Origin of the sequence: Arthrobacter sp. NPDC056493, from assembly GCF_042795115.1 — a bacterium.
Taxonomy (GTDB): Bacteria; Actinomycetota; Actinomycetes; order Actinomycetales; family Micrococcaceae; genus Arthrobacter.
On sequence record NZ_JBHTSL010000006.1, the window covers coordinates 1 to 23,913 of the forward strand.

The following is a 23,913-nucleotide window of genomic DNA, read 5'->3' on the forward strand; positions in this document are numbered from 1 at the left end:
CCATAAAGGTGGGGCCCGCCGTCGTTCTTGGTACTGGAACGCCTAGTGCGCGTGGTCTCCGCGGCTGTACTCGTAGACCCAGCCCACGAGGGCGACCAGCGCCATACCGCCGGCGATGAAGACGATCCAGAAGCCTACGGCCAGGCCGAGGAACCCTGCAGCGCAGGAGAGGCCCAGAACCAGCGGCCACCAGCTCCAGGGGCTGAAGTGGCCCTGCTCGCCGGCGCCCTCGTGGATTTCGGCGTCCGCACGGTCCTCGGGACGCATGCCCACGCGCTTGCCAGTGAAGCCCAGGTAGGCACCGATCATGCCCGCCAGGCCACCCACCAGGAGGATACCCAGGGTGCCGACCCATTCAGACCAGTTGGTGAGGAAGCCGTAGATGATGGAAATCGGAACGAAGAAGAAAACTCCTGCTCCAAAAATCCAAGACTCGATTCTCATTGCGCGGTGTCCTTCTGATCGGCGTTACCGAGCACGCTTGCTGCAGGTGCCGGCGACTCAACGGTGTGTGACTGGGAGAGCTCAGGGTGGTGCAGGTCCAGTGCCGGACGCTCCGAGCGGATGCGCGGCAAGGACGTGAAGTTGTGCCGCGGCGGCGGGCAGGACGTGGCCCACTCCAGGGAAGCCCCAAAGCCCCAGGGATCGTCGACCTGAACCTTCTCGGCGCTGCGTGCGGTGATGTACACGTTCCAGAAGAACGGGATCAGCGACGCGCCCAGGACGAACGAGGCGATGGTGGAGAACTGGTTCATCCAGGTGAAGCCGTCCTCGACCAGGTAGTCGGCGTAGCGGCGGGGCATGCCTTCGACGCCGAGCCAGTGCTGGATCAGGAACGTGCCGTGGAAGCCCAGGAACAGGAGCCAGAAGTGGATCTTGCCGAGGCGTTCGTTGAGCATTTTGCCCGTCCACTTCGGCCACCAGAAGTAGAAGCCGGCGAACATCGCGAACACCACGGTGCCGAACACCACATAGTGGAAGTGCGCCACCACGAAGTAGGAGTCGGAGACGTGGAAGTCCAGCGGCGGGGAGGCCAGGATGATGCCGGTCAGGCCGCCGAAGAGGAACGTGATCAGGAAGCCGATGCTCCACAGCATGGGGGTTTCGAATGTCAGCGAACCGCGCCACATGGTGCCGATCCAGTTGAAGAACTTCACACCGGTCGGTACCGCGATGAGCATGGTCATGAAGGAGAAGAACGGCAGCAGCACGGAACCGGTGACGTACATGTGGTGCGCCCACACGGTCACGGACAGGGCGGCGATGGCGATGGTCGCGTAGACCAGGCCCTTGTAGCCGAAGATCGGCTTGCGGCTGAAGACCGGGAAGATCTCGGACACGATGCCGAAGAACGGCAGCGCGATGATGTACACCTCGGGGTGGCCGAAGAACCAGAACAGGTGCTGCCACAGGACGGCGCCGCCGTTCTCCGGGTCGAAGATGTGGGCACCGAAACGCCGGTCCGCACCGAGGGCGAAGAGGGCTGCGGCCAGCGGCGGGAACGCCATCAGGACCAGGATGGCCGTGACCAGGGTGTTCCAGGTGAAGATCGGCATGCGCCACATGGTCATGCCGGGGGCACGCATGCAGATGATGGTGGTGATGAAGTTGACCGCGCCCAGGATGGTGCCGAAGCCGGACAGCGCCAGGCCGAAGACCCACAGGTCACCGCCCACGCCGGGGCTGAAGGTGGTGTTGGAAAGCGGTGCGTAGGCGAACCAGCCGAAGGATGCAGCACCCTGCGGGGTGATGAAGCCGGAAACGGCGATCGTGGAGCCGAACAGGAAGAACCAGAAGGCCAATGCATTCAGTCGCGGGAACGCGACGTCCGGTGCACCGATCTGGAGCGGCATGATCACGTTCGCAAAGCCGGCAAAAAGCGGTGTGGCGAACATCAGCAGCATGACGGTGCCGTGCATGGTGAACAGCTGGTTGTACTGTTCCTTGGTCTGCAGGATCTGCATACCGGGTTCGAAGAGCTCGGCGCGGATCAGCAGCGCCATCACGCCGCCGAAGCAGAAGAACACGAAGGACGCGATCAGGTACATGTACCCGATGGTCTTGTGGTCGGTGGAGGTGATCCAGTTGACGACGATGCGCCCCTTGGATTTGGGAACTACGGGAGCCTCGAGGATCCCGGGGGTCTGGGTGTAAGTAGCCACTTCGCTTCCCTTACTTCGTTGCGTTCAGGTTCGGGTTGCGGTCGTACTCGTCACCAAGCAGGCCCGTGTTGCCGTCCTGGCGAAGCTGGTTCATGTGAGCCTGGAATTCGGACTCGGAAACAACCTTGACGCGGAACAGCATCTCGGAGTGGTACTCACCGCAGAGCTCGGCGCACTTGCCGTCGTAGGTGCCCTCTTTGGTGGGGGTGAACCGGATGTAGTTGGTCTTGCCCGGGATCATGTCCCGCTTCTGCAGGAACGCGGGAACCCAGAAGGAGTGGATGACGTCGCGCGAGTTCAATTCCAGGTCAACAGACTTGTTGATGGGCAGGTACAGGGTGGGGAGCTTCTCCTTGTCCACTGCCTCACCGGTCAGGTGCGCCTGGACGCCGGCTTCGTGGACGTCTTCGGTGATGACGTCGCCCTTTTTGTAGTTGAAGTCCCATGCCCACTGCTTGCCGCGGACGTCCACTACGACGTCGGCCGGCTGCGAGCGGTCATCGATCGCCTGCTGGTCACGGTCGGTGAAGTAGAAGAACACCAGGACCATGAAGAGCGGGATCGTCAGGTAGAAAACCTCAAGGGGCAGGTTGAAGCTGGTCTGCCGCGGGAAGCCCACGGTGCCCTTGCGGCGGCGGTAGGCAACGAGGCACCAGACGATCAGGCCCCAAGTGATGATGCCCACCACGAGGGCGGCAATCCATGAGTTGACCCAGAGGTCCATGATGCGGTCAGTGTGATTGGTGGTGCCACGCTCGGTGGGCAGCCACCCCTTCTCTACCTCTGGCGAACATCCAGTCAAAACCAACGCGCCGGCAGTTGCCAAGCCAGTGATCGTAGTGATCGTTTTGCGTCGGCTGCCGGTTCGGTTCTGCGAACTCACAGACGGCCCTTCCTACTTGTTGCTGTTGCCAGGGCGGCAAAAAGCTTCCCGGGCACACTAAAAGTTTTACTACTCGGTGTAGAGCTTACCGCTCCCCGCAGGTTTTCGCCCACATGTCCCCACCGTGTGGCGGCGCCGGTTTTCACCGACGCCGCCAAGAGGTTCAGGAAGGGCTTACTTACCCTTTAGTGGAACGAATCACCGCAGGCGCATGAGCCGCCCGCATTCGGGTTGTCGATGGTGAAGCCCTGCTTGGAGATGGTGTCTTCAAAGTCGATGCTGGCACCGCTGAGGTACGGCACGCTCATCTTGTCGACGACGACCTCGACACCGTCGTAGTCGCGTACGGCGTCACCTTCAAGGAGGCGCTCATCGAAGTACAGCTGGTAAATGAGGCCGGAGCAGCCACCCGGCTGCACGGCTACGCGGAGGCGAAGATCGGTGCGGCCTTCCTGCTCCAGGAGGCTGCGGACCTTGCCTGCTGCAACGTCAGTCAGCTGAACCTCGTGGCTCGCCAGTTCCTCACTGGCCGTGCCGGTGGGTTCGGTGCTGTTTTCATTGGTCGTAGTGCTCATTGGCCTACCTTACTAACGACGGTTGTGGCTGCCCCGCTTGCACGGTGCCTGCCCCTACGGAAACGGTACGGGCTATAGCTACATGCTACGTCGATCCGGCGCGGAGCTCTAACTTCAGGCGTAACCCTGCCCGGCCCCTGAATGTTCCCTGCGCGGGCTGCTAGCGGAGGCCCTCTGAGTTCAGCCGCGCCAGCAGTAGCGCCTCGGCGACCACCGCGTTACGGAAGTCCCCCAGGTGCAGCGATTCGTTGGCTGAATGCGCCCGTGAATCGGGGTCCTCCACGCCCGTCACCAGGATCTGAACCTCGGGGTACAGCTCGGTCAGGTCGCTGATGAACGGAATCGAACCGCCAATTCCCATTTCCACGGCGGGCACGCCCCAGGCTTCGCCGAGCGCCCACATGGCCAGGCCGGCAGCTGCGGATCCCGTATCCGTCTGGAAGGCGTTGCCACTCTCCCCCGGCGTGAAGGTCACTTGGGCGCCGAACGGCGCGTGGGTTTCCACGTGCCGGCGCACGGCCTCCATGGCGTCCGCGGGGTCCTGGCCGGGCGCCAGCCTGAGGCTGAACTTGGCGCGGGCGTGGGGCAGCAGGGTGTTGGAGGCAACGCTGACGGCTGGTGCATCAAAGCCGATGATCGACAGTGCCGGCTTGGTCCACAGGCGTGAGGCGATGGTTCCCGTGCCTGCCAGCTTGACGCCGTCGAGCACTGAGGCGTCCGCCCGGTACTCGGCCTCGGTGAGGTCAACTGCGGTTTCGTCCCGGCTCACCAGCCCCGAAATGGCCACGCTGCCGTCGTCGTCGTGGAGAGTGGCGATCAGGCGCGAGAGCAGGGTGGGTGCATCGAGCACGGGCCCGCCGAACATTCCCGAATGCACGGCGTGGTCCAGGACCCGAACCTCGATGGTTCCGTCGACCAGTCCGCGCAGGCTCGTGGTCAGGGCCGGCACGCCGACCTTCCAGTTGCTGGAATCCGCCACGACAATGACGTCGGCGCGGAGCAGTTCGCGGTGCGTTTCGAGGAACGGCCTGAAGGTGGGCGAACCGGCCTCTTCCTCTCCTTCGAAGAACAGGGTGACACCCAGCCCGAATTCGTCACCGAGCACCCGGGTGACGGCGCCGTACGCAGCGACGTGGGCCATGATCCCGGCCTTGTCGTCGGCCGCGCCGCGCCCGTAGAGGCGCCCGTTGCGTTCGACGGCGGTAAACGGCTCGGACTCCCACAGCGCCGGATCGCCGGGCGGCTGGACGTCGTGGTGGGCGTAAAGAAGGATGGTCGGCTTGCCGGGCGCGGCCTCGCGGCGTGCCACGACGGCGGGCCCGCCGGGGGTGCCGTCCTCCTTGTCGCACCGCAGGATCCGGACATCCCCGATGCCCGCCGCGCGCACGAGTTCGGCGACGGCTTCGGCGCTGGCGTCCAGCGGGGCAGGATCAAAGCTGGGCCAGGCGATGCCGGGTAAGGCCACCAGATCCTTCAGCTGTGCAACTGTGGTGTCGAAGGCAGCGTCAACGGCGGCCCGCAGGGCGTCGGTGTCGATGCCGGCCACTGTCCCCCCAAACTGGGCGTCGTACTGTTGCGGGGTCGCCGCAGGCAATGTAGTCATGGCCAAACACTACCTGTGTCACACACCACAACAAACCTCGCCGCCGCGGAGGCGCCGGGCGCCACAGCACCGCACCCCTCGGTGGCCGGGCATGACCTCGGGCACAGCCCACCAAGGTATTCTGTTGTGGTGTTCGGACGTAAAAAGGAAGCGCCAGCGGCGCAGGATGTAGTTGACCAGCAGGCTGCCGAGGCAGCCGCAGTAGCAGGCAAAGGCGCACCCACGCCCAAGCGCAAGGCACAGGAAGCGGCCCGCAGGCGCCCCCTCGTGCCGGAGGACCGCAAAGCCTCCAAGGAAGCGGAGCGTGTTGCCGCCCAGGAGCAGCGCCTGAAGATGCGCCAGGCACTGGACACGGGCGACGAAAGGTTCCTGCCGATCCGTGACAAGGGCCCGCAGAAGCGGTTCGCCCGTGACTACGTGGATGCCCGCTTCAGCCTGGGCGAGTACCTGATGTTCGGCGCCCTGGTGTTCGTCATCATCTCCCTCTTGGTGCCTGCCAGCAGCAACATGATGGTTTACGTGCTCGGCGGCTTCTGGGTGATGTTCCTGGCTGTTTTCGTGGACGTGTTCATCCTGTCCCGCAAGCTCCGCAAGCGCCTCGCCGAAAAATTCGGTGAAGTAGAACGCGGCACCGTCTGGTATGGCTCCATGCGTTCTCTGCAGTTCCGGAAGCTTCGCCTGCCGAAGCCCCTGGTCCGCCGCGGGCAGTACCCGTCCTGATTCCTCGTCCTAGCCTGCGGCACAGCCAGCCAGGGGGTCCCGGACCTAAACACAGCAGCCCGGCGGTGGAACCGCCGGGCTGCTGTGTTTAATCGGGTACTAGCGCTTCCGGGCCAGTTCCCTGTTGATCCGGGCGGCCCAGAACGGCCCCTCGTACAGGAACGCCGTATAGCCCTGGACCAGGGTGGCGCCGGCGTCCAGGCGGTCCTGGACGTCCTGGCCGGTCTCCACGCCGCCCACGGAAATCAGCGTCAGGCGGTCCTGGGTGACAGACTTCAGCCGGCGCAGCACCTCCAGCGAACGGCTCTTCAGCGGAGCCCCCGAGAGGCCTCCGGCGCCGCAGGCCCCCACCTTGTCCGCGGCGGAACTGAGCCCGTCCCGGCCAATGGTGGTGTTCGTGGCGATGATGCCGTCGAGCCCGAGGTCCATCGCCAGCCGGGCGACGTCGTCGATGTCCTCATCGGTGAGGTCGGGTGCGATCTTGACCAGCAGCGGGACGTGCCGGCCTGCTGACTTGTCGGCCTCCTCCCCCACGGCCTTCAGCAGCGGCCGGAGGGTTTCCACGTTCTGCAGGAGCCGCAGGCCCGGCGTGTTCGGCGAGCTGACGTTCACCACGAGGTAGTCCGCCGCCGGGGAAAGGCCGCGGGCACTGACGAGGTAGTCTTCCACGGCATCCTCGAGCTCCACAACCTTGGTCTTGCCGATGTTGACGCCGATCACGGGCCGCACCTTGGCGTGACGCCGCTGCAGTGCGGCCCGGGCGGACTTCAGCCGCGGAGCCACGGCAGAGGCGCCGTCGTTGTTGAATCCCATGCGGTTGATGACGGCCCGGTCCTCAATCAGCCGGAACAGCCGGGGCTTTTCATTGCCGGGCTGGGCCTGGCCGGTGATGGTGCCCACCTCGACGTGGCCGAACCCGAGCTCCGTCAGGGCCTCGATTCCGTGGCCCTCCTTGTCGAAACCGGCGGCCAGCCCGAACGGCGACGGGAAGGTCAGGCCGAGGGCATTCGTCTGAAGCGAGGCCGGCGGAGCCGTAAACCGTTCCAGCACTCGTCCCGCGCCCACGGAATGGACCAGCCGGATTCCTTTGAAACCGATCTTGTGGGCGCGTTCGGCGTCCATCCATGAAAAGGCCAGCCTGAAGAAAGTGGGGTATACGCGCATGCCTCTAGTTTTCCGTCTTCGGCGGTGCAGACCAAACTGGAACGACACAACACCGCCCTGCTGGAACCGGAAAGCCTACGCTGGTGCCATGGAGTGGCAGAGCGACATCCTGGGCCCGGGCTTCGAGTCCTGCGCTTTCGACGCCGCAGGCCCGGACGGCGTCCGCCGCCGGGCGACGCTGGTCCGCTTCACTCCCCCGGACGCTTGGCACGTCCAGCCTGCCGGGCCGCGCCGGGCGGTGCTGTTCCTGCATGGCTGGAGCGACTACTTCTTCAACGTTGAGCTGGCGCGGTTCTGGGACGCGCAGGGCTTCGAGTTCTTCGCCCTGGACATGCACAACCACGGACGCAGCCTGCAGCCAGGCACCCATGGCGGCTACGTCGCAGACCTTGGAAACTACGACGCCGAGATCGGCACCGCGGTGGGCATGATCGCCGGATCCGGCGGTGCAGGACCCGTGCAGTTGGCGCTCATGGGCCATTCCACGGGCGGCCTCGTGGCCGCCCTGTGGGCCAGCCGCAATCCCGGCGCGGTTTCCCAGCTGATCCTGAACAGCCCATGGCTCGAAATGCACGGCAGCGCCCTGGTCCGGCGCGCGGCCTGGACGATGGTGGAGCCGATCGCCCGCCTGCGTCCGGAGGCGGTGCTCAGGCTGCCGGAGCGCGGATTCTACTGGCGGAGCATCAGCAGTGCCGCCGAAGGCGAGTGGACCGTGGACGCTGCCTACCGGCCGCCCATGGCCTTTCCGGTGCGCGCCGCCTGGCTCAGTGCCATCCTTGCCGGACAGGCCAGGGTGGCCCGCGGACTGGGCATCGGGGCGCCCATCCTGGTCCTGCTGTCTGCCGCGAGTGAGAACGGGATGGTATGGAACGAGGAAATGCGCCGGACGGACGCGGTGCTGGACGTCAACACCATCGCCGCCCGAGCCATGTCGCTGGGCAGGAGCGTCACCGTGGAGCGCATCGACGGCGCACTGCACGACGTGTTCCTTTCACGGGCGGTCGTGCGCGCCGACGCATACGGGCGCCTGGCCAGGTGGATCAGGGGTTACGCCGCCTAATCCGGGTGCAGCGTATCCAGTAGCGCGCTTCCAGGGCCCCGGACTGCCGGGGCCTAGAGGGCCCTGGCAGCGTCCACGGCGCCGCCGTACCGGCGGTCCCGGCGGGCGTAGATCTCCACCGCATCCCAGAGGGTCCGGCGGTCGACGTCGGGCCACAGGGTGTCCAGGAAGACGAACTCCGCGTAGGCGGACTGCCACAACATGAAGTTGGACAGCCGCTGCTCACCCGAACTGCGGAGGAAGAGGTCGACGTCGGGCAGGTCCGGCTCGTCAAGGTATTTCTGGATCGTCTTCTCGGTGATGGCGCCGGGCTTGAGCCTTCCGTCGGCCACATCCCGGGCGATGGCGGACACGGCGTCTGCAATTTCCGCCCGGCCGCCGTAGTTCACGCACATGGTCAGCGTGCAGGTGCTGTTTCCGGCGGTGTACTCCTCCGCCTCCTCGAGTTCGCGGATGACCGAACCCCAGAGCCGGGGACGGCGGCCGGACCAGCGGATCCGCACGCCCCAGTCGTCCAGCTGGTTGCGCTGCCTGCGCAGCACCTCCTTGTTGAATCCCATCAGAAACCGGACTTCCTCGGGAGACCGGCGCCAGTTCTCCGTAGAGAAGGCGTACACGCTGACATATTCAATGCCCAGCTCGATGGCGCCGGCCACCACGTCCAGGAGTGCCGGCTCCCCTGCCTTGTGGCCTTCGATGCGGGGCAGGCCGCGCTGGTTGGCCCACCTGCCGTTGCCGTCCATCACAATGGCCACGTGCCGGGGCACAAACTCGGCCGGAATGGAGGGCGGAACCGCGCCCGATTCGTGCGGGTACGGGGCCACCACCGGGGCCGTGCGGCGCCGGGCAGGACTGGTCTTCTTTCCCAAGGACACTGTTAGGTACGCTCCACATGTTTGAGGGATTTCAGGACACGTTCCAGGTGCCACTGCAGATAGCTTGCCACCAGGCCCGCGGATTCCCTGCGGTGCACCGGAAGTGAGGCGTCCGCCGTCGTCCAGTCCCCGGTGAGCAGCGCGCCCAGCAGGGACACCGTTTCAGGGGCGGGCGCTGGAGAGCCCGGCGGGCGGCAGTCGCCGCAGACCATGCCGCCCAGCGGTGCGGAGAAGGCGGTGTGTGGTCCGGTCGCGCCGCAGCGTGCGCAGTCGGTGAAGCTGGGCGCCCAGCCGCCGGTTGACAGGGCCCGCAGCAGGTAGGAATCCAGGATCAGTTCCGGCGCGTGGTCCCCCCGGCTCAGCGACGCCAAAGCGCCGACCAGCAGGTTGTACTGCGCGGTTCCGGCTTCACCGTCGACGTCGGTAAGCTTTTCGGCGGTCTCGGTCATGGCCGCTGCCACCGTGTACCGACCGTAGTCCGCGGCGATGTTGCCCCCGTACACCCCCTTCGCGACCGCCTGCGTCACGATGTCGAGGGTCTTGCCGGACACGAGCTGCAGGTCTGCCACCATGAAGGGCTCCAGGCGGGCACCGAAGCGGCTGGTGGTCCGCCGGATTCCCTTGGCAACCGCCCGGACCTGGCCGTGGTGTTTGGTCAGGAGGGTGATGATGCGGTCCGCCTCGCCCAGCTTGTGGGTGCGCAACACCACCGCGTCATCGCGGTAGCTGCGCGCTGCAAATGATTGGACCACGCTTAATCTTCCCATTGACTCAATGAAAACAGGTGAGCCGCCGAAACAGCTGCGCCGCCGGTACGGACCGGCGGCGCAGCTGTCAGGAAGCTCAGGCCTGGGCGTCCCGGATGGCCCGGTTTACGGCAGAGATGACTGCTTTCAGCGCCGAGGTGCTGGTGTTGGAATCGATGCCGACGCCCCACAGGACACGTTCCCCCACGGCGCATTCGACGTACGCTGCGGCGAGGGCGCTGCCGCCTTCAGACAGGGCGTGCTCGCTGTAGTCCAGCACCCGAACGTCCACGCCGTCCTGGCCGAGGATGTCCAGCAGCGCGGCGATGGGACCGTTGCCGGTGCCGGTGCGGCTGGCGTGGGTGCCGTCGACGCCCAGCGAGGCAAGCAGGGTCATGGCACCGTCCTCGTCGGTTTCGGTTTTCACCGAGCCGAGCGAGTACCGGCCCCACTGGCTTTCCGTCTTGGCGGAGGGCAGGTACTCGTCCTGGAAAACCTGCCAGAGCTGGGCGCCGCTGACTTCGCCGCCCACGGTGTCAGTCTGCTTCTGGATGACGCCGGAGAATTCGATCTGCGCCCGCCGCGGCAGGTCCAGGCTGTGCTCGTTCTTCAGCAGGTAGGCCACGCCGCCCTTGCCGGACTGGGAGTTGACGCGGATCACGGCCTCATAGCTGCGGCCGAGGTCCTTCGGGTCCACCGGCAGGTACGGAACCTGCCAGGTGACGTCGCTGACGTCCTTGCCTGCGGCCGCCGCGTCCTTCTCCAGGGCTTCGAGCCCCTTCTTGATGGCGTCCTGGTGGGACCCGGAGAATGCGGTGAAGACGAGGTCGCCGCCGTAGGGTGCACGCTCCGCAACCGGCAGCTGGTTGCAGTACTCCACGGTGCGCCGGACGTCGTCGATGTCGGAGAAGTCGATCATCGGGTCGACGCCCTGCACGAACATGTTCAGGCCGAGGGTCACCAGGTCCACGTTGCCGGTCCGCTCCCCGTTGCCGAACAGGCAGCCCTCGATGCGGTCGGCGCCGGCCTGGTAGCCCAGCTCGGCTGCGGCCACGCCGGTGCCGCGGTCGTTGTGCGGGTGCAGCGAAAGAATGATGCCTTCGCGCGGGTGCAGGTTGCGGCTCATCCACTCGATGGAGTCCGCGTAAATGTTCGGGGTAGCCATCTCCACGGTGGCCGGCAGGTTGATGATGACCTGACGGTCGGCGGACGCCTCGAACACGTCGGCGACGGCGTTGCAGACGCGGAGGGCGTACTCCAGCTCGGTTCCGGTGAAGGACTCCGGCGAGTACTCGTACGTGATGTGGGTGTCGCCCAGCGTTTCTTCGTACTTCTTGCACAGGCGGGCGCCCTGCAGGGCGATGTCCAGGATGCCGTCCTCGTCCTGGTTGAACACCACGCGGCGCTGCAGGACGGAGGTGGAGTTGTACAGGTGCACGATGGCCTGCTTGGCACCCACCAGGGATTCATAGGTCCGCTCGATGAGGTGTTCGCGGGCCTGGGTCAGCACCTGGATGGTGACGTCATCCGGGATGTGGTTGCCTTCGATCAGCTGGCGGACGAAGTCGAAGTCGGTCTGGGACGCGGAGGGAAAGCCGACCTCGATTTCCTTGTAGCCCATGCGGACCAGCAGGTCGAACATCTTCATCTTGCGGGCCGGGCTCATGGGGTCAATCAGTGCCTGGTTTCCGTCGCGCAGATCCACTGCGCACCAGCGCGGGGCCGTGGTGATTGTTTTATCCGGCCAGGTGCGGTCCGGCAGATCGACCTTGATCTGGTCCTGGAAGGGGATGTAGCGGTGGATCGGCATTCCGGAGGGCTTCTGTGCGTTTCGCATTAATCTGGCCTTTTCTGTGATTCTGAGTGAAAGGGTGGCCGGGCAACACAAACTCCGCGACGAGGGTGGGCCTTGCGCTAGATCGCGTCTGAGGCCTCGCCGCGGCAGCTAAGAAGAAGGAGCTCTGCACGCACCATTTCACAGTAACACGGGTGCGTAAGATGAAGGGGCAACACCTCCAGCAACGTCCACCATGCAGACGCTGCACCGGTGAAAGTGCCGGCCGCAGCCCGTCATCGAAGGAGCTCATGTGCCAATTTCGGGGATCGCCCAGTCAAACATCGACCACAGCGTGAGGCCACAGGACGACCTCTACCAGCATGTGAACGGGGCCTGGCTGAAGGACACCACCATCCCTGACGACCGTCCGCTGGAAGGCACCTTCACTGCCCTTCGCGACGGCTCCGAGCTGGCAGTCCGGGAAATCATCGAGGAAGCCGCTGCCAAGGGGTCCGAGGCGAGCGGCATCGAGCGAAAGATAGGCGACCTGTACAGCAGCTTCATGGATGAGGCCGCCGTGGAGGCGAAGGGCCTGGACCCCATCCGCGGACGCCTGGCCGAGGTCTTCGCCACGGCCAGCATTTCTGAGCTCCTGGCACTGGCCGGCCGGCTCTTCCGCGCCGATGTGTCGGGACTTTTCTACATCTACCCGGCACCCGACGCCGGCAACCCCGACCGCGTTCTCCTGTACACGGGCCAGGGCGGCCTCGGGCTCCCCGACGAGTCCTACTACCGCGAGGAGAAATTCGCCCCGGTGGTGGAGTCCTACCGGGAGTACGTGGGCACCATGTTCGGCCTGGCCGGAGTGGCCGATCCCGAAAACGCCGCGGCCCGGGTGGTGGCACTGGAAACCTCCCTCGCCTCGCACCATTGGGACAAGGTCACGCTCCGCGACCCGCAGAAGACGTACAACCTGAAGTCGGCAGACGAGGCACACCAGCTGTTTCCCCTGCTGGACACGTGGTTTGACGCAGCGGACATCGCCGCGGACAAGCGCCAGGAGATCGTGGTCAGCACGCCTGACTTCTTCGCCGGCGCCGCCGCACTGCTGGCCTCGGAGTCGCTGCCGGTGTGGCAGGAATGGCTTGCCCTGCGGGTCATCAACTCGGCGGCCCCGTATCTCTCATCAGCTTATGTGGACACGAACTTCGCCTTCTACGGCACCACCATCAGCGGCACGCCGCGGAACAAGGACCGCTGGAAGCGGGGCGTCGCCGTCGTCGAGGCCGCACTGGGCGAAGCCGTTGGCCAGATCTACGTTGCCCGGCACTTCCCCGGAGGGCACAAGGCACGCATGCAGACGCTGGTGGGGAACCTGATCGAGGCCTACCGGCAGAGCATTAGCGGCCTGGAATGGATGGGCGAGGACACCAAGGCCGAGGCACTCCGGAAACTGGGGGCGTTCCGGGCAAAGATCGGCTTCCCCGACGAGTGGATCGACTACTCCGCAGTGGTGATCGACCCCGCAGACCTGCTGGGGAACGTCGAACGGGCCCACAACGCCGACGTCGACCGTCATCTCGACGAGGTGGGCAAGCCGGTGGACCACAACAAGTGGCTCATGACGCCGCAGACCGTCAACGCGTACTATCACCCGATGCTGAATGAGGTCGTCTTCCCGGCCGCCATCCTTCAGCCGCCCTTCTTCACCGCCGAAGCGGACGACGCCGTGAACTATGGCGGCATCGGGGCCGTGATCGGACACGAGATCGGCCACGGCTTCGATGACCAGGGCTCCCAGTTCGACGGCACGGGCGAGTTGCGCAACTGGTGGACCGAAGATGACCGCAAGGCCTTTGAAGCCCTGACCGGACGCCTCGTGGAGCAGTTCGACGCGCTGTCCCCGTACGCCGCGCCCGGCCACAACGTCAACGGCAAGCTGACGCTGGGCGAAAACATCGGCGACCTGGGTGGGCTCACCATTGCGCACAAGGCCTACCGCCTCAGCCTCGACGGCCAAGAACCCGAGGTGCTCGACGGGCTGACGGGTGAACAGCGCTTCTTCGCCTCCTGGGCTGCGGGCTGGCGCCAGGTGATCCGAACCGAGGAGGCCATCCGGCGCCTCGCCACGGACCCGCACTCCCCCAACGAGTTCCGTACCAACGCCATTGCCAAGAACCTCGACTCCTTCCACACCGCGTTCGGCGTAACGGAGAAGGACGGCATGTGGATGCCCCCTGCGGAGCGCGTCAGCATCTGGTGAGCGTCTGGTGAGCGCAAAATGCCGGGCCACCCTGTTCGGGGCGGCCCGGCATTTTTTGTCCGGCCTACAGTTGATTGCGGCCTGTAGGCGGATTACTGCTGGACGACCAGCTCCGGGTTTGCCTGCTGGCAAACGGTGTCGCTGGCTGTCTGGTTGACGATGTCCTTGGGCACGGTCGTCTTGCCGAACTTGGTCCCGGACGGGAAGTCGGAGCCGAGGTACAGCTGCACTCCCGCGACGCCGGACGACGGTGCCACCTGGGCGGCCGGAATGCCAAACAGGGCTGCCACATCGGCGGCGACGTCCGCGAACTCGGGCCCGTAGTACACCATGGTCTTTGCCGTGGGGTCGGCCTCCAACTGCCCCACCTGGGTGAAGCCGCCCGCAACAACGGCGTCCACGATTTCCTGGGTCCGGGTGGCCGAGCCGGTTCCGTTGGCCACGGTGATGGGCTGCAGGGCCTTGTCATACGGTGCCGCCGTCGCGGTGGGCTTCGGCGTGGCCTTCGGAGTGGAACTGGCCGAAGGTTTGGGCGTCGCCGACGGTGACGGGGTTTCCTTGCCATCCGGGTCGGTCAGGTCGACATCCTTGCGCAAGGCAGCGAACAGCTGTGAGGCGGCGGGCTGCGCGGCTTCCAACCGGTTGGGATCGCTGGTGGCAGGGACAGTCGGCATCGCCACAAAGGCGACCTTGCCGACGTCGATCGTCTTCAGCCGGTTGGCGATGGTGATCATCGACGGCACGGAGGCCAATCCGTCGTCGACCGTCAGGTTCTTGGTGATGACATCGGCGATGTTCAGCAGCTTCGCCGGGTTGGAGAGGGTGCCGTCATCCTTGATCTTCCGGGTCAGGGAGGACAGGAAGCCCTGCTGGGCCTTGATGCGGCCGAGGTCTCCGCCGTCGCCGAACGCATGGCGGGTGCGGAGGAACGCCAGGGCCTGTTCGCCCTGCACCTGGGAGGTGCCCTTGGGCAGCCGCAGCCGCGAGTCGGGGTCATAGACGGCGTCGCTGATGCACACCGAGACGCCGCCCACGGCGTTCGACAGCTCCTTGACGGCGTTGAAGTCGGCCATCATGAAGTGGTCCACCTCCATGCCGGTCAGCTTGTTGACGGTGTCCACGGCGCAGCCAATGCCGGCCTCTTTCATGGCCTCATTGATCATGATGCCGCTGCGGGACGGGTACTGCTTGCCGGTCTTCTGGTCCGTGCACTTGGGGATGTCCACGAGCAGGTCGCGGGGGAAGCTGATGACATTGACCCGTTTGTTGTCCTCCGAGATGTCCATGAGCATCATGACGTCGGAGTTGCCGTAGCCGGTGGAATCCTCGGTGCTGCCGTAATTGGAGTTCTTGCCGTCGCGCGTGTCAGAGCCCAGGATCAGGATCTGCAGCCGGCCGGTGGCATCGTCCGTGGTGTCGGTGCGGCTGCTGCCGGCACCAAGGGCTGCCGTGGAGATGTTGGACTGCAACCTGAAGTACCAGTAGCCGGCAAAGGCCAGGCCGCCGGCCAGGACCACGGCGACGACGGCGGTGGTCACCTTGAGCCACGTGGGCATGTGGCGGACATTCAGGTGCCGGGCAGCGCCCAGCCGGGAGTCCTCGGCATGCCGGGCAGCTGGCTCGGAACGGGCGGGTGTGCCCGGTCCTTGGGCGCGGTTGTCGCGGCGTCGCACCACAGGGTGTACCTTCCTCGAAAAAATGGGATCCGGCCTATTTTAGTAGCCGTTTCTGGGAAAACGCCGGAAATCCGGCGTTCACGGCCCGGCGGGCAGCCGGAAGCCCCGATTTGCGGGCGCCGGTCCGGCGGGCAAGCGGCAGCGGGTCAGAACCCGAGCTTCACCAGCTGCTTGGGGTCGCGCTGCCAGTCCTTGGCCACCTTGACGTGCAGGTCGAGGTAGATGCGGGTGCCCAGGAGCGCCTCGATGCCCTTGCGGGCATTGGTGCCGACCTCGCGCAGGCGGCTTCCGCCCTTGCCGATGATGATCGCCTTCTGCGACGGACGCTCCACGTAGAGGTTGACGCGGACGTCCAGGAGCGGGTTGTCTTCGGTCCGGCCTTCGCGGGGTACGATTTCCTCCACTACCACGGCCAGTGAGTGCGGCAGCTCGTCGCGCACACCCTCCAGCGCAGCCTCCCGGATGAGTTCGGCCACCATGACTGCCTCCGGCTCATCGGTCAGCTCGCCGTCCGGATAGAGCGGGGGCGACGGCGGCATGTGGCTGATCAGGACGTCCGCCACCGTGCCCACTTGGAACCCGTCCGCGGCCGAGACCGGAACGATGTCCTTCCAGCCGTCCTCGCCCAGCACTTCCCTGCCGAGCTCGGCGACGGCCAGCAGCTGCTCTGTCAGTGCCTGCCGGTCCACCAGGTCTGCCTTCGTAACGAGGGCAATCACCGGCTTGCGCCCTACGGCCGCGAGCTGGGCGGCGATGAACTTGTCACCGGGCCCGATCTTCTCGTTGGCGGGAATGCAGAACCCGATCGCGTCCACCTCTGAGAGTGTGTCGGCGACGAGGTCGTTAAGCCTCTTGCCCAGCAGGGTGCGGGGCCGGTGCAGGCCCGGGGTGTCCACGAGGATCAGCTGGGCGTCCTCGCGGTGGACGATCCCGCGGATGGTATGCCTCGTGGTCTGCGGCTTGGCGGACGTGATGGCCACCTTCTTGCCCACCAGGGCGTTGGTGAGAGTGGATTTGCCCGCGTTGGGCCGGCCCACCAGCACCGAAAATCCGGCATGGTATCCGCCGAACGGTTCGCCGCCGTCGGCCTTATTCTGCTTGCTCACGTGGAACTCCCTGTTGCATTGATTCGGCCTCGTCGAGTAGTTCTTCAAGGTCAGTATTGTTTGGAACGGCCCCTTTCGGCGCGGCCCCCGCAATGATGTGGCTGACGCGGTTCCGGCGGCCCTCGAGCCGCTCGGCGCGCAGCGAAACGCCGTCGACATCCACGGCGCTCCCCACGATCGGGACCCGGCCCAGGGCCTTGGCCAGCAGGCCGCCCACGGTGTCCACCTCGTCGTCCTCCAGTTCGATGCCGAACAGCTCGCCGAGGTCGTCGATCCCCATCCGGGCGCTCACCCGGAATGTTCCGTCGCCCAGATCGACGACGGCGGCGCTTTCCGAGTCGTACTCATCCACGATTTCGCCGACGAGCTCTTCAATCAGGTCCTCGAGCGTTACCAGCCCTGCGGTCCCGCCGTATTCGTCGATGACGATGGCGACGTGCGTGGACTCCTTCTGGAGTTCCCGCAGGAGGTCGCTCACCGGCTTGGAATCCGGCACGTACCGCACCTCCCGGGCCAGCACATCCACCACAGGCGGTTCGGCCTCCGGGTCCATGCCGTGAATCGCGGCGGCCACATCCTTGAGGTAGATGATGCCCAGGATCTGATCTGTGTTTTCCCCGATGACGGGGATCCTGGAATACCCCGACCGCAGGAACAGCGCCATTGCGCTGTGCAGGCTCGAACCGGCGTCGATGGTCAGGATGTCCGTCCGCGGCACCATCACGGCGCGGACCAGGGTGTCGCCGAACTCGAAGACGGACTGGATGAGTTCGGCCTCGTTGTCCTCGATCATGTCCGATTCGGTGGCCCGGTCAACCAGCTCGCGGAACTCCTCCTCGCTGAAGTAGGAGTCGTCACCGTTGGGCGAACCCGGAGCCACGGCGCTGCCCAGCCGGACCAGCCAGGCGGGGATTGGCCCCAGTATCCAGGCCAGGAACCGGACCAGCGACGCCGAATTCCGCGCCACCGCGGCCGGATGCGAGCGGCCAAGCTGGCGCGGCGAGACGCCCACGAGCACAAACCCGAGGACCGCCATGATGCCCGTCGCGGCCAGGCCTGCCAGCCAGACGTTGTCCAGCCAGCTGTAAAGCAGCACAGCCACGGCTACGGCGGAGGCCGATTCGAACCAGATCCGCCAGAAGCGCAGGGCACGCATGTGCGTCATCGGCTGATCCAGGATCCTCCGCAGCGCCGGGCCCTGGCTCCCCTGCAAGGCCTGCTCGGCGTCGTGGCGCGGCAGAAAGCTGAACGCTGCCTCGGCAGCGGTCAGCAGCGCTGCGGCACCGAGAAACGCCAGCGCCATGCAGACAAGGAGCAGGGAGGTCACTGGGTGGTCTCGGCCGGTGCTTCTTTGCCGGTGAATGCCGTCAGCAGTTCGCGCTGCAGGCCGAACATTTCTGCCTTCTCCTCGGGTTCGGCGTGGTCATAGCCGAGCAGGTGGAGGATTCCGTGCGTGGTCAGCAGCAGCATCTCGTCCTGCGTGGAGTGCCCGGCATTGCGGGCCTGCACCTCGGCCACCTGCGGGCAGATTGCGATGTCGCCCAGCATTCCCTGCGGCGTCTGCTTGTCCGGGGTGCCCGGGGTCAGCTCGTCCATGGGCACGGACAGGACGTCCGTGGCGCCAGGCTCATCCATCAGTTCGATATGCAGCTTTTCCATGGCCGGCTCGTCCACCAGCAGGATGGACAGCTCCGCCTGCGGGTGGATGTACAGCTGTTCGAAGATGAAGCGTGCCAACGCCACCAGACGGGCTTCGTCCACCTGGATGCCGGACTCGTTGTTAACTTCGATGCTCATGCGTGCTCTCCCGTCGTTCCCGGGGAACGGAATGCTTGACCCGGTTGCGTTGTGCTTCGTCCCAGATGCCGTAGGCGTTGACGATGTCCCCCACCAGGCGGTGGCGGACGACGTCGGCGGCGTCCAGAACAGAGAAGCTGACGTCGTCGATTCCGGTGAGGATCTCCTCGACAATGCGCAGGCCGGAACGGGTCCCGAACGGAAGGTCCACCTGCGTGACGTCGCCGGTGACCACCATCTTGGAACCGAAGCCCAGACGGGTCAGGAACATCTTCATCTGTTCCGGCGTGGTGTTCTGTGCCTCGTCGAGAATGATGAAGGCGTCGTTCAGCGTCCGGCCCCTCATGTAGGCCAGCGGCGCCACTTCGATGGTGCCGGCCGCCATCAGCCGGGGAATCGACTCGGGGTCCATCATGTCGTGCAGCGCGTCGTACAGCGGCCGCAGATACGGGTCGATCTTGTCGCTGAGGGTGCCCGGAAGGAACCCCAGCCGTTCGCCCGCTTCGACGGCGGGACGGGTGAGGATGATCCGGCTGACTTCCTTCTGCTGCAGGGCCTGAACGGCCTTGGCCACCGCGAGGTAGGTCTTGCCGGTACCGGCCGGACCGATCCCGAAGATCACCGTGTTCGCGTCGATGGCGTCCACGTAGTTCTTCTGGTTCAGCGTCTTGGGCCTGATGGTCTTGCCGCGGCTGGACAGGATGTCGTGCGTCAGCACCTCCACCGGATTCTGCAGCGACTGGCTGCGGAGCAGCGACACCAGCTGCTGGAGAACTGCCGGCGTGATAACGGTGCCGCGGGCCACGAGACCCCTGACCTCGTGGAGCAGCCGCATGATCCGCGGAACATCGGCCGCGGGTCCGTTGATGGAGAGTTCGTTGCCGCGAACGTGGAAACTGACGGCCGGGAACTGGTCCTCGATGAAGCGAAGGGCCTCGTCGTGGCTTCCCAGCGACTGCACCATCTGATCAGAGTTATCGAAGATGACCACCTCCGTCCGGACACCGGGAAGAGTATGGGGGAATTCGCCCGTGGTTCGGTCCCCCGTGTTGAGGCGGCGCTTTCCGTTTGCTGATTCAGTCATGGTGACGGCCCTCGGGCCTTCGGTTCCCTCCAGTTCGGAATATAACTCGTTTGTGTCTTTACATCTTACGCCAGCGCACGCCCCGGCCTGCTGTCCCGGAAGGTCACGGCGGACCGCATTTCTGTAACGCGTTCCCGCCATTAGGTATCAACTTTGTATCGGCCTCATATCGTTCCCGTTGCAGTTCGGCCGCCTGCCCCGAAAGGCGCCCGGCGCTCCAAAGTCTCGTGTAATGCTGGAAAAGGAGCTTGCCGGCAACGGTCCGGCGTGCCCGCACACAACTGCTTATTCGAAGGGATCGCCAGCATCAGTCAGCCAGGAACTCCGGGCCGGAAAGTACCGCGGATGCGCTCCGTGCTGCTGTCCGCGTTGCTTCCGGCTGCCCTGCTGCTGTCAGGGTGCATCGCCGCTCCCGACCCCTCGGTGACCTCCGCGAACTCGCCGACGTCCTCGTCGCGCCGGGCCGCCGGCACGGACGGTGTCCCCACCACCAGCGCACCGCTGGAAACAACGCAGTCGTCCAACAAAGCGCCGGTCTACTGGATCGGGCGGAGCAACAGCAATGTCTTCCTCTACCGCGAGTTCCGCGACGTGCCTGACGATGAGAACCCGATCACCCGGGCCCTGCGCGCCATGATGTCCGAGACGCCATTGGATCCTGACTACTTCACGCCGTGGCAGAACCCCAAGAACCTCGCGACCTCGATCTCGGGCACCAATGTCATCACCGTGGACGTTTCCGCGGATGCCTTCAACAGCAACCTCGACGCGGACATGGCCCAGCGGGCCATCCAGCAGCTGGTGTACACCGCAACGGCGGCCGGTGCCAGCTCCGGGCTGATTGACGCCGGGCAGCAAATCGAAGTAGTCATCCTCGTGGACGGGCACACGGACTATCTGGCGTTCAAGCACGTCAAGCTCGGCGCCCCGACGTCCCGCAGCGCGGGAATGGTGGCGCCGGTGTGGATCATCGATCCGCAGCAAGGCACCGGAGTCGGCGACGGCCGGGTCAAAATCTCCGGGCGAAGCACCGTCCCCAACGGCAAACTCCACTGGCGCATCCTCAAAGTCCAGGACAACGGCGATAAGGAAAGCTACCTGACTGGGGAAGCCAGGGCCTCGGCGGATCCCGCCGCCTCCGGGATCTTCGGGATCACGGTGAATCTGGCGCCCGGGAACTACGAGGTGCGCGTTTCCCAGATCGACGCGGGCAAGCCGGGGGACGAACTCAACGTGGACTCGCGCGGGTTCACGGTTCGGTAGAGATTCAACGTTCGCTAGAGGTTCAGGTCCGCCAGCGGTTCACCGTCCGCCAGCGAACCGGCCCTGGCCAAAACTCAGCGGCCTGACGTTACCAGCGGCCTGACGTTACCAACGGCCTGAGGTTACCAACGGCCCAGGACGTCGCTGACCACCACGACGCCGGCCGGTCCCGCCGTCGATGACCGCAGCACGTGCGGTCCCAACAGTGCCGTAACCGCCCCGGCGCTGCACAGCCGGGTGACCTCGCGGGCACTGATGCCCCCTTCGGGACCAACGATGAGGAGAATCTCGCCGGGGCCGGACGCCTCCTGACGCTCCCCGGACCATTTGCCGAGGACCCGCCGCAGCGGCGTGACGGCGTCTTCGTGCAGGATCACGGCAAGGCCGGCCTCCGCCACTTCCCTGGCCAGCGCCTGGGTATCGACGGCGGGACGCACCTCCGGGATCCAGGCGCGGCGGGCCTGCTTGGCCGCCGCCGTCACGGCGGACTGCCATTTCCCGTGCGCCTTGGCTGCCCGGTCACCCTTCCACCGGACGATGGAGCGTTCCGACTGCCAGGGAATCACGGCGTCGATGCCCAGTTCGGTGGCGGTCTCGATCGCCAGCTCGTCCCGGTCCCCCTTGGCGAGGGCCTGCACGAGGACCAGGCGGACGTCGGGCCGGGGTTCCACGCTCACGGAGGTGCATTCGACCGTCAACTGGGCGGGAGCGGCACCAGTCACGGTTCCGGTGATACGCCTGCCCGCGCCGTCGGCGATGTCCACCTGTTCGCCCACCGCCAGACGCTTGACTGTGACCGCGTGCCGGGCCTCCGCGCCGTCGAGGACGAACAGCGAACCGGGAGCGGTGCCGTCCAGCGCGCCGGCAGGGGTGAAGAATACGGCGTTGCTCACCGCTACAGGTTACCGAGGCGGTCCCGCAGCTTGGCGAAAACGCCGCCGCTGGCCGCCAGCTTGCCCTCGGAGAACTGCTCGCCGCGGAGCTTGGCCAACTGCCGGAGCAGGTCTTCCTGGGCGGGGTCGAGCTTGGACGGCGTTTCCACCTGCAGGTGGACCCTGAGGTCACCGCGGCCATAGCCCCGCAGATGGGTAACTCCCAGGCCGCGGAGGGTGATGATCTCGCCGGACTGGGTGCCCGCCTTAACGTCGATCTCCTGCTTGCCGTCGAACGTTTCCAGGCTCAGTTCGGTGCCGAGGGCGGCGGCCGTCATGGGAATGTTCAAAGTCGCGTGGAGGTCGTCGCCCTCGCGGATGTAGGTGGAGTCGTTGTTGACCCGGATTTCCACATAAAGGTCGCCGGAGGGGCCGCCTGCGGGGCCCGCCTCGCCCTGCCCGGAGAGCTGGATCCGGGTTCCGGTGGCCACGCCGGCCGGCACCTTGATGGTCAGGGAGCGGCGGCTGCGGATACGGCCCTGGCCGCTGCACTCGTTGCAGGGGTCCTTGATGACCGTCCCGAAGCCCTCGCAGGAACCGCACGGCGCGGCGGTCATGACCTGGCCGAGGATGGAACGGACCGCCCGCTGCACCTGGCCGCTGCCGCCGCAGATATCGCAGCGTTCCGGGTGGCTACCCTCGCGGCAGCACGAGCCTTCACACGTGGGGCAGGTGACGGCTGTGTCCACTTCCAGCTTCTTGTTGACGCCGAAGACGGCATCGCGCAGGTCGATCCGGACGCTGATCAGCGCGTCCTGCCCACGGCGGACGCGGGACGCGGGCCCGGATGTTCCGCCCGCGCCGAAGAAGGTGTCAAAGATGTCCTGGAACGCGAAGCCCTGGCCGGCGTAGCCGCCGCCGAAGCCGTTGTCGGTGCCGTTCTCATTGCCGGTGGTGTCGTAGATCCTGCGCTTCTGCGGATCGGACAGCACCTCGTAGGCGTGGGTGACGGCCTTGAAGCGTTCGGCGGCGTCTTCCCCGGGGTTGACATCCGGGTGGAGGGAGCGGGCCAGCTTGCGGTAGGCCTTTTTGATCTCCTCGCCGGTGGCTTCAGCGGAGACTCCAAGAACGTCGTAGTGGCTGCTCAAAGTTCGTATCTCTTCCTGGTTGTACTGCCTGTGGTCAGAGGATGTCCGGGTCGTGCGGTCACGGGCCCAGAATCCTCGAAAGGTAGCGGGCCACCGCGCGCACGGCGGCCATGGTGGTGGGATAGTCCATCCGGGTGGGGCCAAGGATGCCCACCTTGGCGCTGGCGTCGGGGCCGTAGCCGGTGGCCACCACCGATGCCTCGGCCAGACCGTCGTAGGGGTTTTCCCGGCCGATGCTCACGGCCACGCCCCGCGGGTCCTGGGCCATGTCGCTCAGGAGCCGCAGCATCACCACCTGCTCCTCGAGGGCCTCCAGAACAGGTCCGATGCTGAGCGGAAAGTCCACGTTGGAGCGCGCGAGGTTGGCCGTTCCCGCGAGGACCATACGGTCTTCCCGGCTGTTGTGCGCCAGGCCCTCCAGCCCCTTGCCGAGGGCCATGGCAATGGGGCGCTCGGCGTGCGTGCAGCCGGCCACGACGGCGGCCAGGTGCTGGGGCAGGATGGCCACCGGCGTTCCGGCCACACCGGTCAGGAACCGGGTGCGGAGTGCGGCGAGCGTGTCGTCTGACAGGTCCTGTCCGGCGTCGACCACTCGCTGGTCAACCTTGCCGGAGTCGGCGATCAGCACGATCAGCACCTTCCGCGGCGCCAGCAGCACAAATTCAATGTGCCGCACCACGGCGCGGCTCAGGTGCGGGTACTGCACGACGGCGACCTGGTTGGTCAACTGGGACAGGAGCCGCGCCGTCCGGTCCAGGACGTCGTCAAGGTCCTCTGACCCCTCGAGGAGGGTCTGGATGGCGCGCTTCTCCGCCGGGGACAACGGCTTGACGGCTGAAATCTGGTCGACGAACAGACGGTAACCCTTGTCCGTCGGAATCCTGCCCGCGCTGGTGTGCGGGGCAGTGATAAGGCCCTCGTCCTCAAGGGCCGCCATGTCGTTGCGGATGGTGGCGCTGGATACGCCCAGATGGTGCCGTTCCACCAGGGCCTTGGAGCCGACAGGTTCGCGGGAATGGACATAGTCCTCCACGATGGCGCGCAGCACCTCAAGCTTCCGTGGTTCGCTCACAGTCCACCTCCTTTTGGCCTTGACCGCGCCGGGCGTTGATCCTGCCCGTAAACGCTGTGGTTAGCAC

At 65.9% G+C, this 23,913-nt stretch carries 21 protein-coding genes; 4 read left to right on the plus strand and 17 right to left on the minus strand.

Annotated elements, in window-relative coordinates; genetic code table 11:
• Positions 1-42: 42 nt before the first annotated feature.
• The 5 genes from ACFQ50_RS03935 to ACFQ50_RS03955 form a co-directional block, all read right to left on the minus strand.
• Positions 43-444, minus strand: coding sequence for a cytochrome c oxidase subunit 4 (locus ACFQ50_RS03935; protein WP_307028704.1), 402 nt, complete (start codon positions 442-444; stop codon positions 43-45).
• On the minus strand, positions 441-2,162 hold the full coding sequence (ctaD, locus tag ACFQ50_RS03940) for a cytochrome c oxidase subunit I (protein WP_377994212.1): 1,722 nt from the start codon (positions 2,160-2,162) through the stop codon (positions 441-443). The genes ACFQ50_RS03935 and ctaD overlap by 4 nt, the downstream gene beginning before the upstream one ends.
• Before the next feature lie 10 nt (positions 2,163-2,172).
• Positions 2,173-3,045: a cytochrome c oxidase subunit II gene (gene coxB, locus ACFQ50_RS03945; RefSeq protein WP_377994213.1), complete on the minus strand. Its 873-nt coding sequence runs from the start codon at positions 3,043-3,045 to the stop codon at positions 2,173-2,175.
• A gap of 185 nt (positions 3,046-3,230) precedes the next feature.
• The gene (locus ACFQ50_RS03950) at positions 3,231-3,620 is read right to left on the minus strand and encodes an iron-sulfur cluster assembly accessory protein (RefSeq protein WP_306923786.1); all 390 of its coding nucleotides are present in this window, start codon (positions 3,618-3,620) and stop codon (positions 3,231-3,233) included.
• Between the two features lie 160 nt (positions 3,621-3,780).
• Positions 3,781-5,223, minus strand: a complete 1,443-nt coding sequence (locus ACFQ50_RS03955) for a dipeptidase (protein WP_377994214.1) — start codon at positions 5,221-5,223, stop codon at positions 3,781-3,783.
• Positions 5,224-5,352: 129 nt separating this feature from the next.
• On the opposite strand from ACFQ50_RS03955, the gene ACFQ50_RS03960 reads away from it, so the two are divergent.
• Positions 5,353-5,943, plus strand: coding sequence for a DUF3043 domain-containing protein (locus ACFQ50_RS03960; RefSeq protein WP_377994323.1), 591 nt, complete (start codon positions 5,353-5,355; stop codon positions 5,941-5,943).
• A 99-nt stretch (positions 5,944-6,042) separates the two neighbouring features.
• Here ACFQ50_RS03960 and ACFQ50_RS03965 read toward each other — a convergent pair whose 3' ends face one another.
• Positions 6,043-7,107, minus strand: a complete 1,065-nt coding sequence (locus ACFQ50_RS03965) for a quinone-dependent dihydroorotate dehydrogenase (RefSeq protein WP_377994215.1) — start codon at positions 7,105-7,107, stop codon at positions 6,043-6,045.
• Positions 7,108-7,195: 88 nt separating this feature from the next.
• On the opposite strand from ACFQ50_RS03965, the gene ACFQ50_RS03970 reads away from it, so the two are divergent.
• A complete protein-coding gene (locus ACFQ50_RS03970; protein ID WP_377994216.1) occupies positions 7,196-8,167 on the plus strand; it encodes an alpha/beta hydrolase in 972 nt (323 codons plus the stop codon).
• A 53-nt stretch (positions 8,168-8,220) separates the two neighbouring features.
• Here the strand turns inward: ACFQ50_RS03970 and ACFQ50_RS03975 are convergent, their stop codons facing one another.
• From ACFQ50_RS03975 to leuA, 3 genes are all read right to left on the minus strand, one after another.
• On the minus strand, positions 8,221-9,042 hold the full coding sequence (locus ACFQ50_RS03975; protein ID WP_377994217.1) for an isoprenyl transferase: 822 nt from the start codon (positions 9,040-9,042) through the stop codon (positions 8,221-8,223).
• A 2-nt stretch (positions 9,043-9,044) separates the two neighbouring features.
• The gene (gene recO / locus ACFQ50_RS03980) at positions 9,045-9,809 is read right to left on the minus strand and encodes a DNA repair protein RecO (RefSeq protein ID WP_377994218.1); all 765 of its coding nucleotides are present in this window, start codon (positions 9,807-9,809) and stop codon (positions 9,045-9,047) included.
• A 76-nt stretch (positions 9,810-9,885) separates the two neighbouring features.
• Complete coding sequence (gene leuA, locus ACFQ50_RS03985; RefSeq protein ID WP_377994219.1) at positions 9,886-11,625, minus strand: 2-isopropylmalate synthase; 1,740 nt, start codon at positions 11,623-11,625, stop codon at positions 9,886-9,888.
• 250 nt (positions 11,626-11,875) lie between these two features.
• Between leuA and ACFQ50_RS03990 the strand changes: the two genes are divergently transcribed.
• Positions 11,876-13,828, plus strand: coding sequence for a M13 family metallopeptidase (locus ACFQ50_RS03990; protein WP_377994220.1), 1,953 nt, complete (start codon positions 11,876-11,878; stop codon positions 13,826-13,828).
• Between the two features lie 92 nt (positions 13,829-13,920).
• Here ACFQ50_RS03990 and ACFQ50_RS03995 read toward each other — a convergent pair whose 3' ends face one another.
• The 5 genes from ACFQ50_RS03995 to ACFQ50_RS04015 all read right to left on the minus strand — a co-directional run bounded on the left by ACFQ50_RS03995 (position 13,921) and on the right by ACFQ50_RS04015 (position 19,491).
• The gene (locus ACFQ50_RS03995; RefSeq protein WP_377994221.1) at positions 13,921-15,504 is read right to left on the minus strand and encodes an LCP family protein; all 1,584 of its coding nucleotides are present in this window, start codon (positions 15,502-15,504) and stop codon (positions 13,921-13,923) included.
• Between the two features lie 146 nt (positions 15,505-15,650).
• Positions 15,651-16,610: a GTPase Era gene (gene era / locus ACFQ50_RS04000; protein WP_331569399.1), complete on the minus strand. Its 960-nt coding sequence runs from the start codon at positions 16,608-16,610 to the stop codon at positions 15,651-15,653.
• Positions 16,594-17,937, minus strand: coding sequence for a hemolysin family protein (locus ACFQ50_RS04005; protein WP_377994222.1), 1,344 nt, complete (start codon positions 17,935-17,937; stop codon positions 16,594-16,596). The genes era and ACFQ50_RS04005 overlap by 17 nt, the downstream gene beginning before the upstream one ends.
• Positions 17,934-18,407 (minus strand): rRNA maturation RNase YbeY, encoded by a 474-nt coding sequence (ybeY, locus tag ACFQ50_RS04010; RefSeq protein WP_377994223.1) that lies wholly within the window; start codon positions 18,405-18,407, stop codon positions 17,934-17,936. Before ybeY ends, ACFQ50_RS04005 begins: the two co-directional genes overlap by 4 nt.
• The gene (locus ACFQ50_RS04015; protein WP_377994224.1) at positions 18,391-19,491 is read right to left on the minus strand and encodes a PhoH family protein; all 1,101 of its coding nucleotides are present in this window, start codon (positions 19,489-19,491) and stop codon (positions 18,391-18,393) included. The genes ybeY and ACFQ50_RS04015 overlap by 17 nt, the downstream gene beginning before the upstream one ends.
• A 345-nt stretch (positions 19,492-19,836) precedes the next feature.
• Here ACFQ50_RS04015 and ACFQ50_RS04020 point away from each other — a divergent pair, with 345 nt between their 5' ends.
• Positions 19,837-20,754 carry a GerMN domain-containing protein gene (locus ACFQ50_RS04020; RefSeq protein WP_377994225.1) on the plus strand — a complete coding sequence of 306 codons (918 nt, stop codon included), beginning with the start codon at positions 19,837-19,839 and terminating at the stop codon, positions 20,752-20,754.
• A gap of 122 nt (positions 20,755-20,876) precedes the next feature.
• Here the strand turns inward: ACFQ50_RS04020 and ACFQ50_RS04025 are convergent, their stop codons facing one another.
• Genes ACFQ50_RS04025 through hrcA form a run of 3 tightly spaced genes read right to left on the minus strand, consistent with a single transcriptional unit; the run spans position 20,877 to position 23,846 of the window.
• Complete coding sequence (locus ACFQ50_RS04025) at positions 20,877-21,647, minus strand: 16S rRNA (uracil(1498)-N(3))-methyltransferase (protein ID WP_377994226.1); 771 nt, start codon at positions 21,645-21,647, stop codon at positions 20,877-20,879.
• A 2-nt stretch (positions 21,648-21,649) separates the two neighbouring features.
• On the minus strand, positions 21,650-22,774 hold the full coding sequence (gene dnaJ / locus ACFQ50_RS04030) for a molecular chaperone DnaJ (protein ID WP_377994227.1): 1,125 nt from the start codon (positions 22,772-22,774) through the stop codon (positions 21,650-21,652).
• 58 nt (positions 22,775-22,832) lie between these two features.
• On the minus strand, positions 22,833-23,846 hold the full coding sequence (gene hrcA / locus ACFQ50_RS04035; RefSeq protein WP_377994228.1) for a heat-inducible transcriptional repressor HrcA: 1,014 nt from the start codon (positions 23,844-23,846) through the stop codon (positions 22,833-22,835).
• Positions 23,847-23,913: the final 67 nt, after the last annotated feature.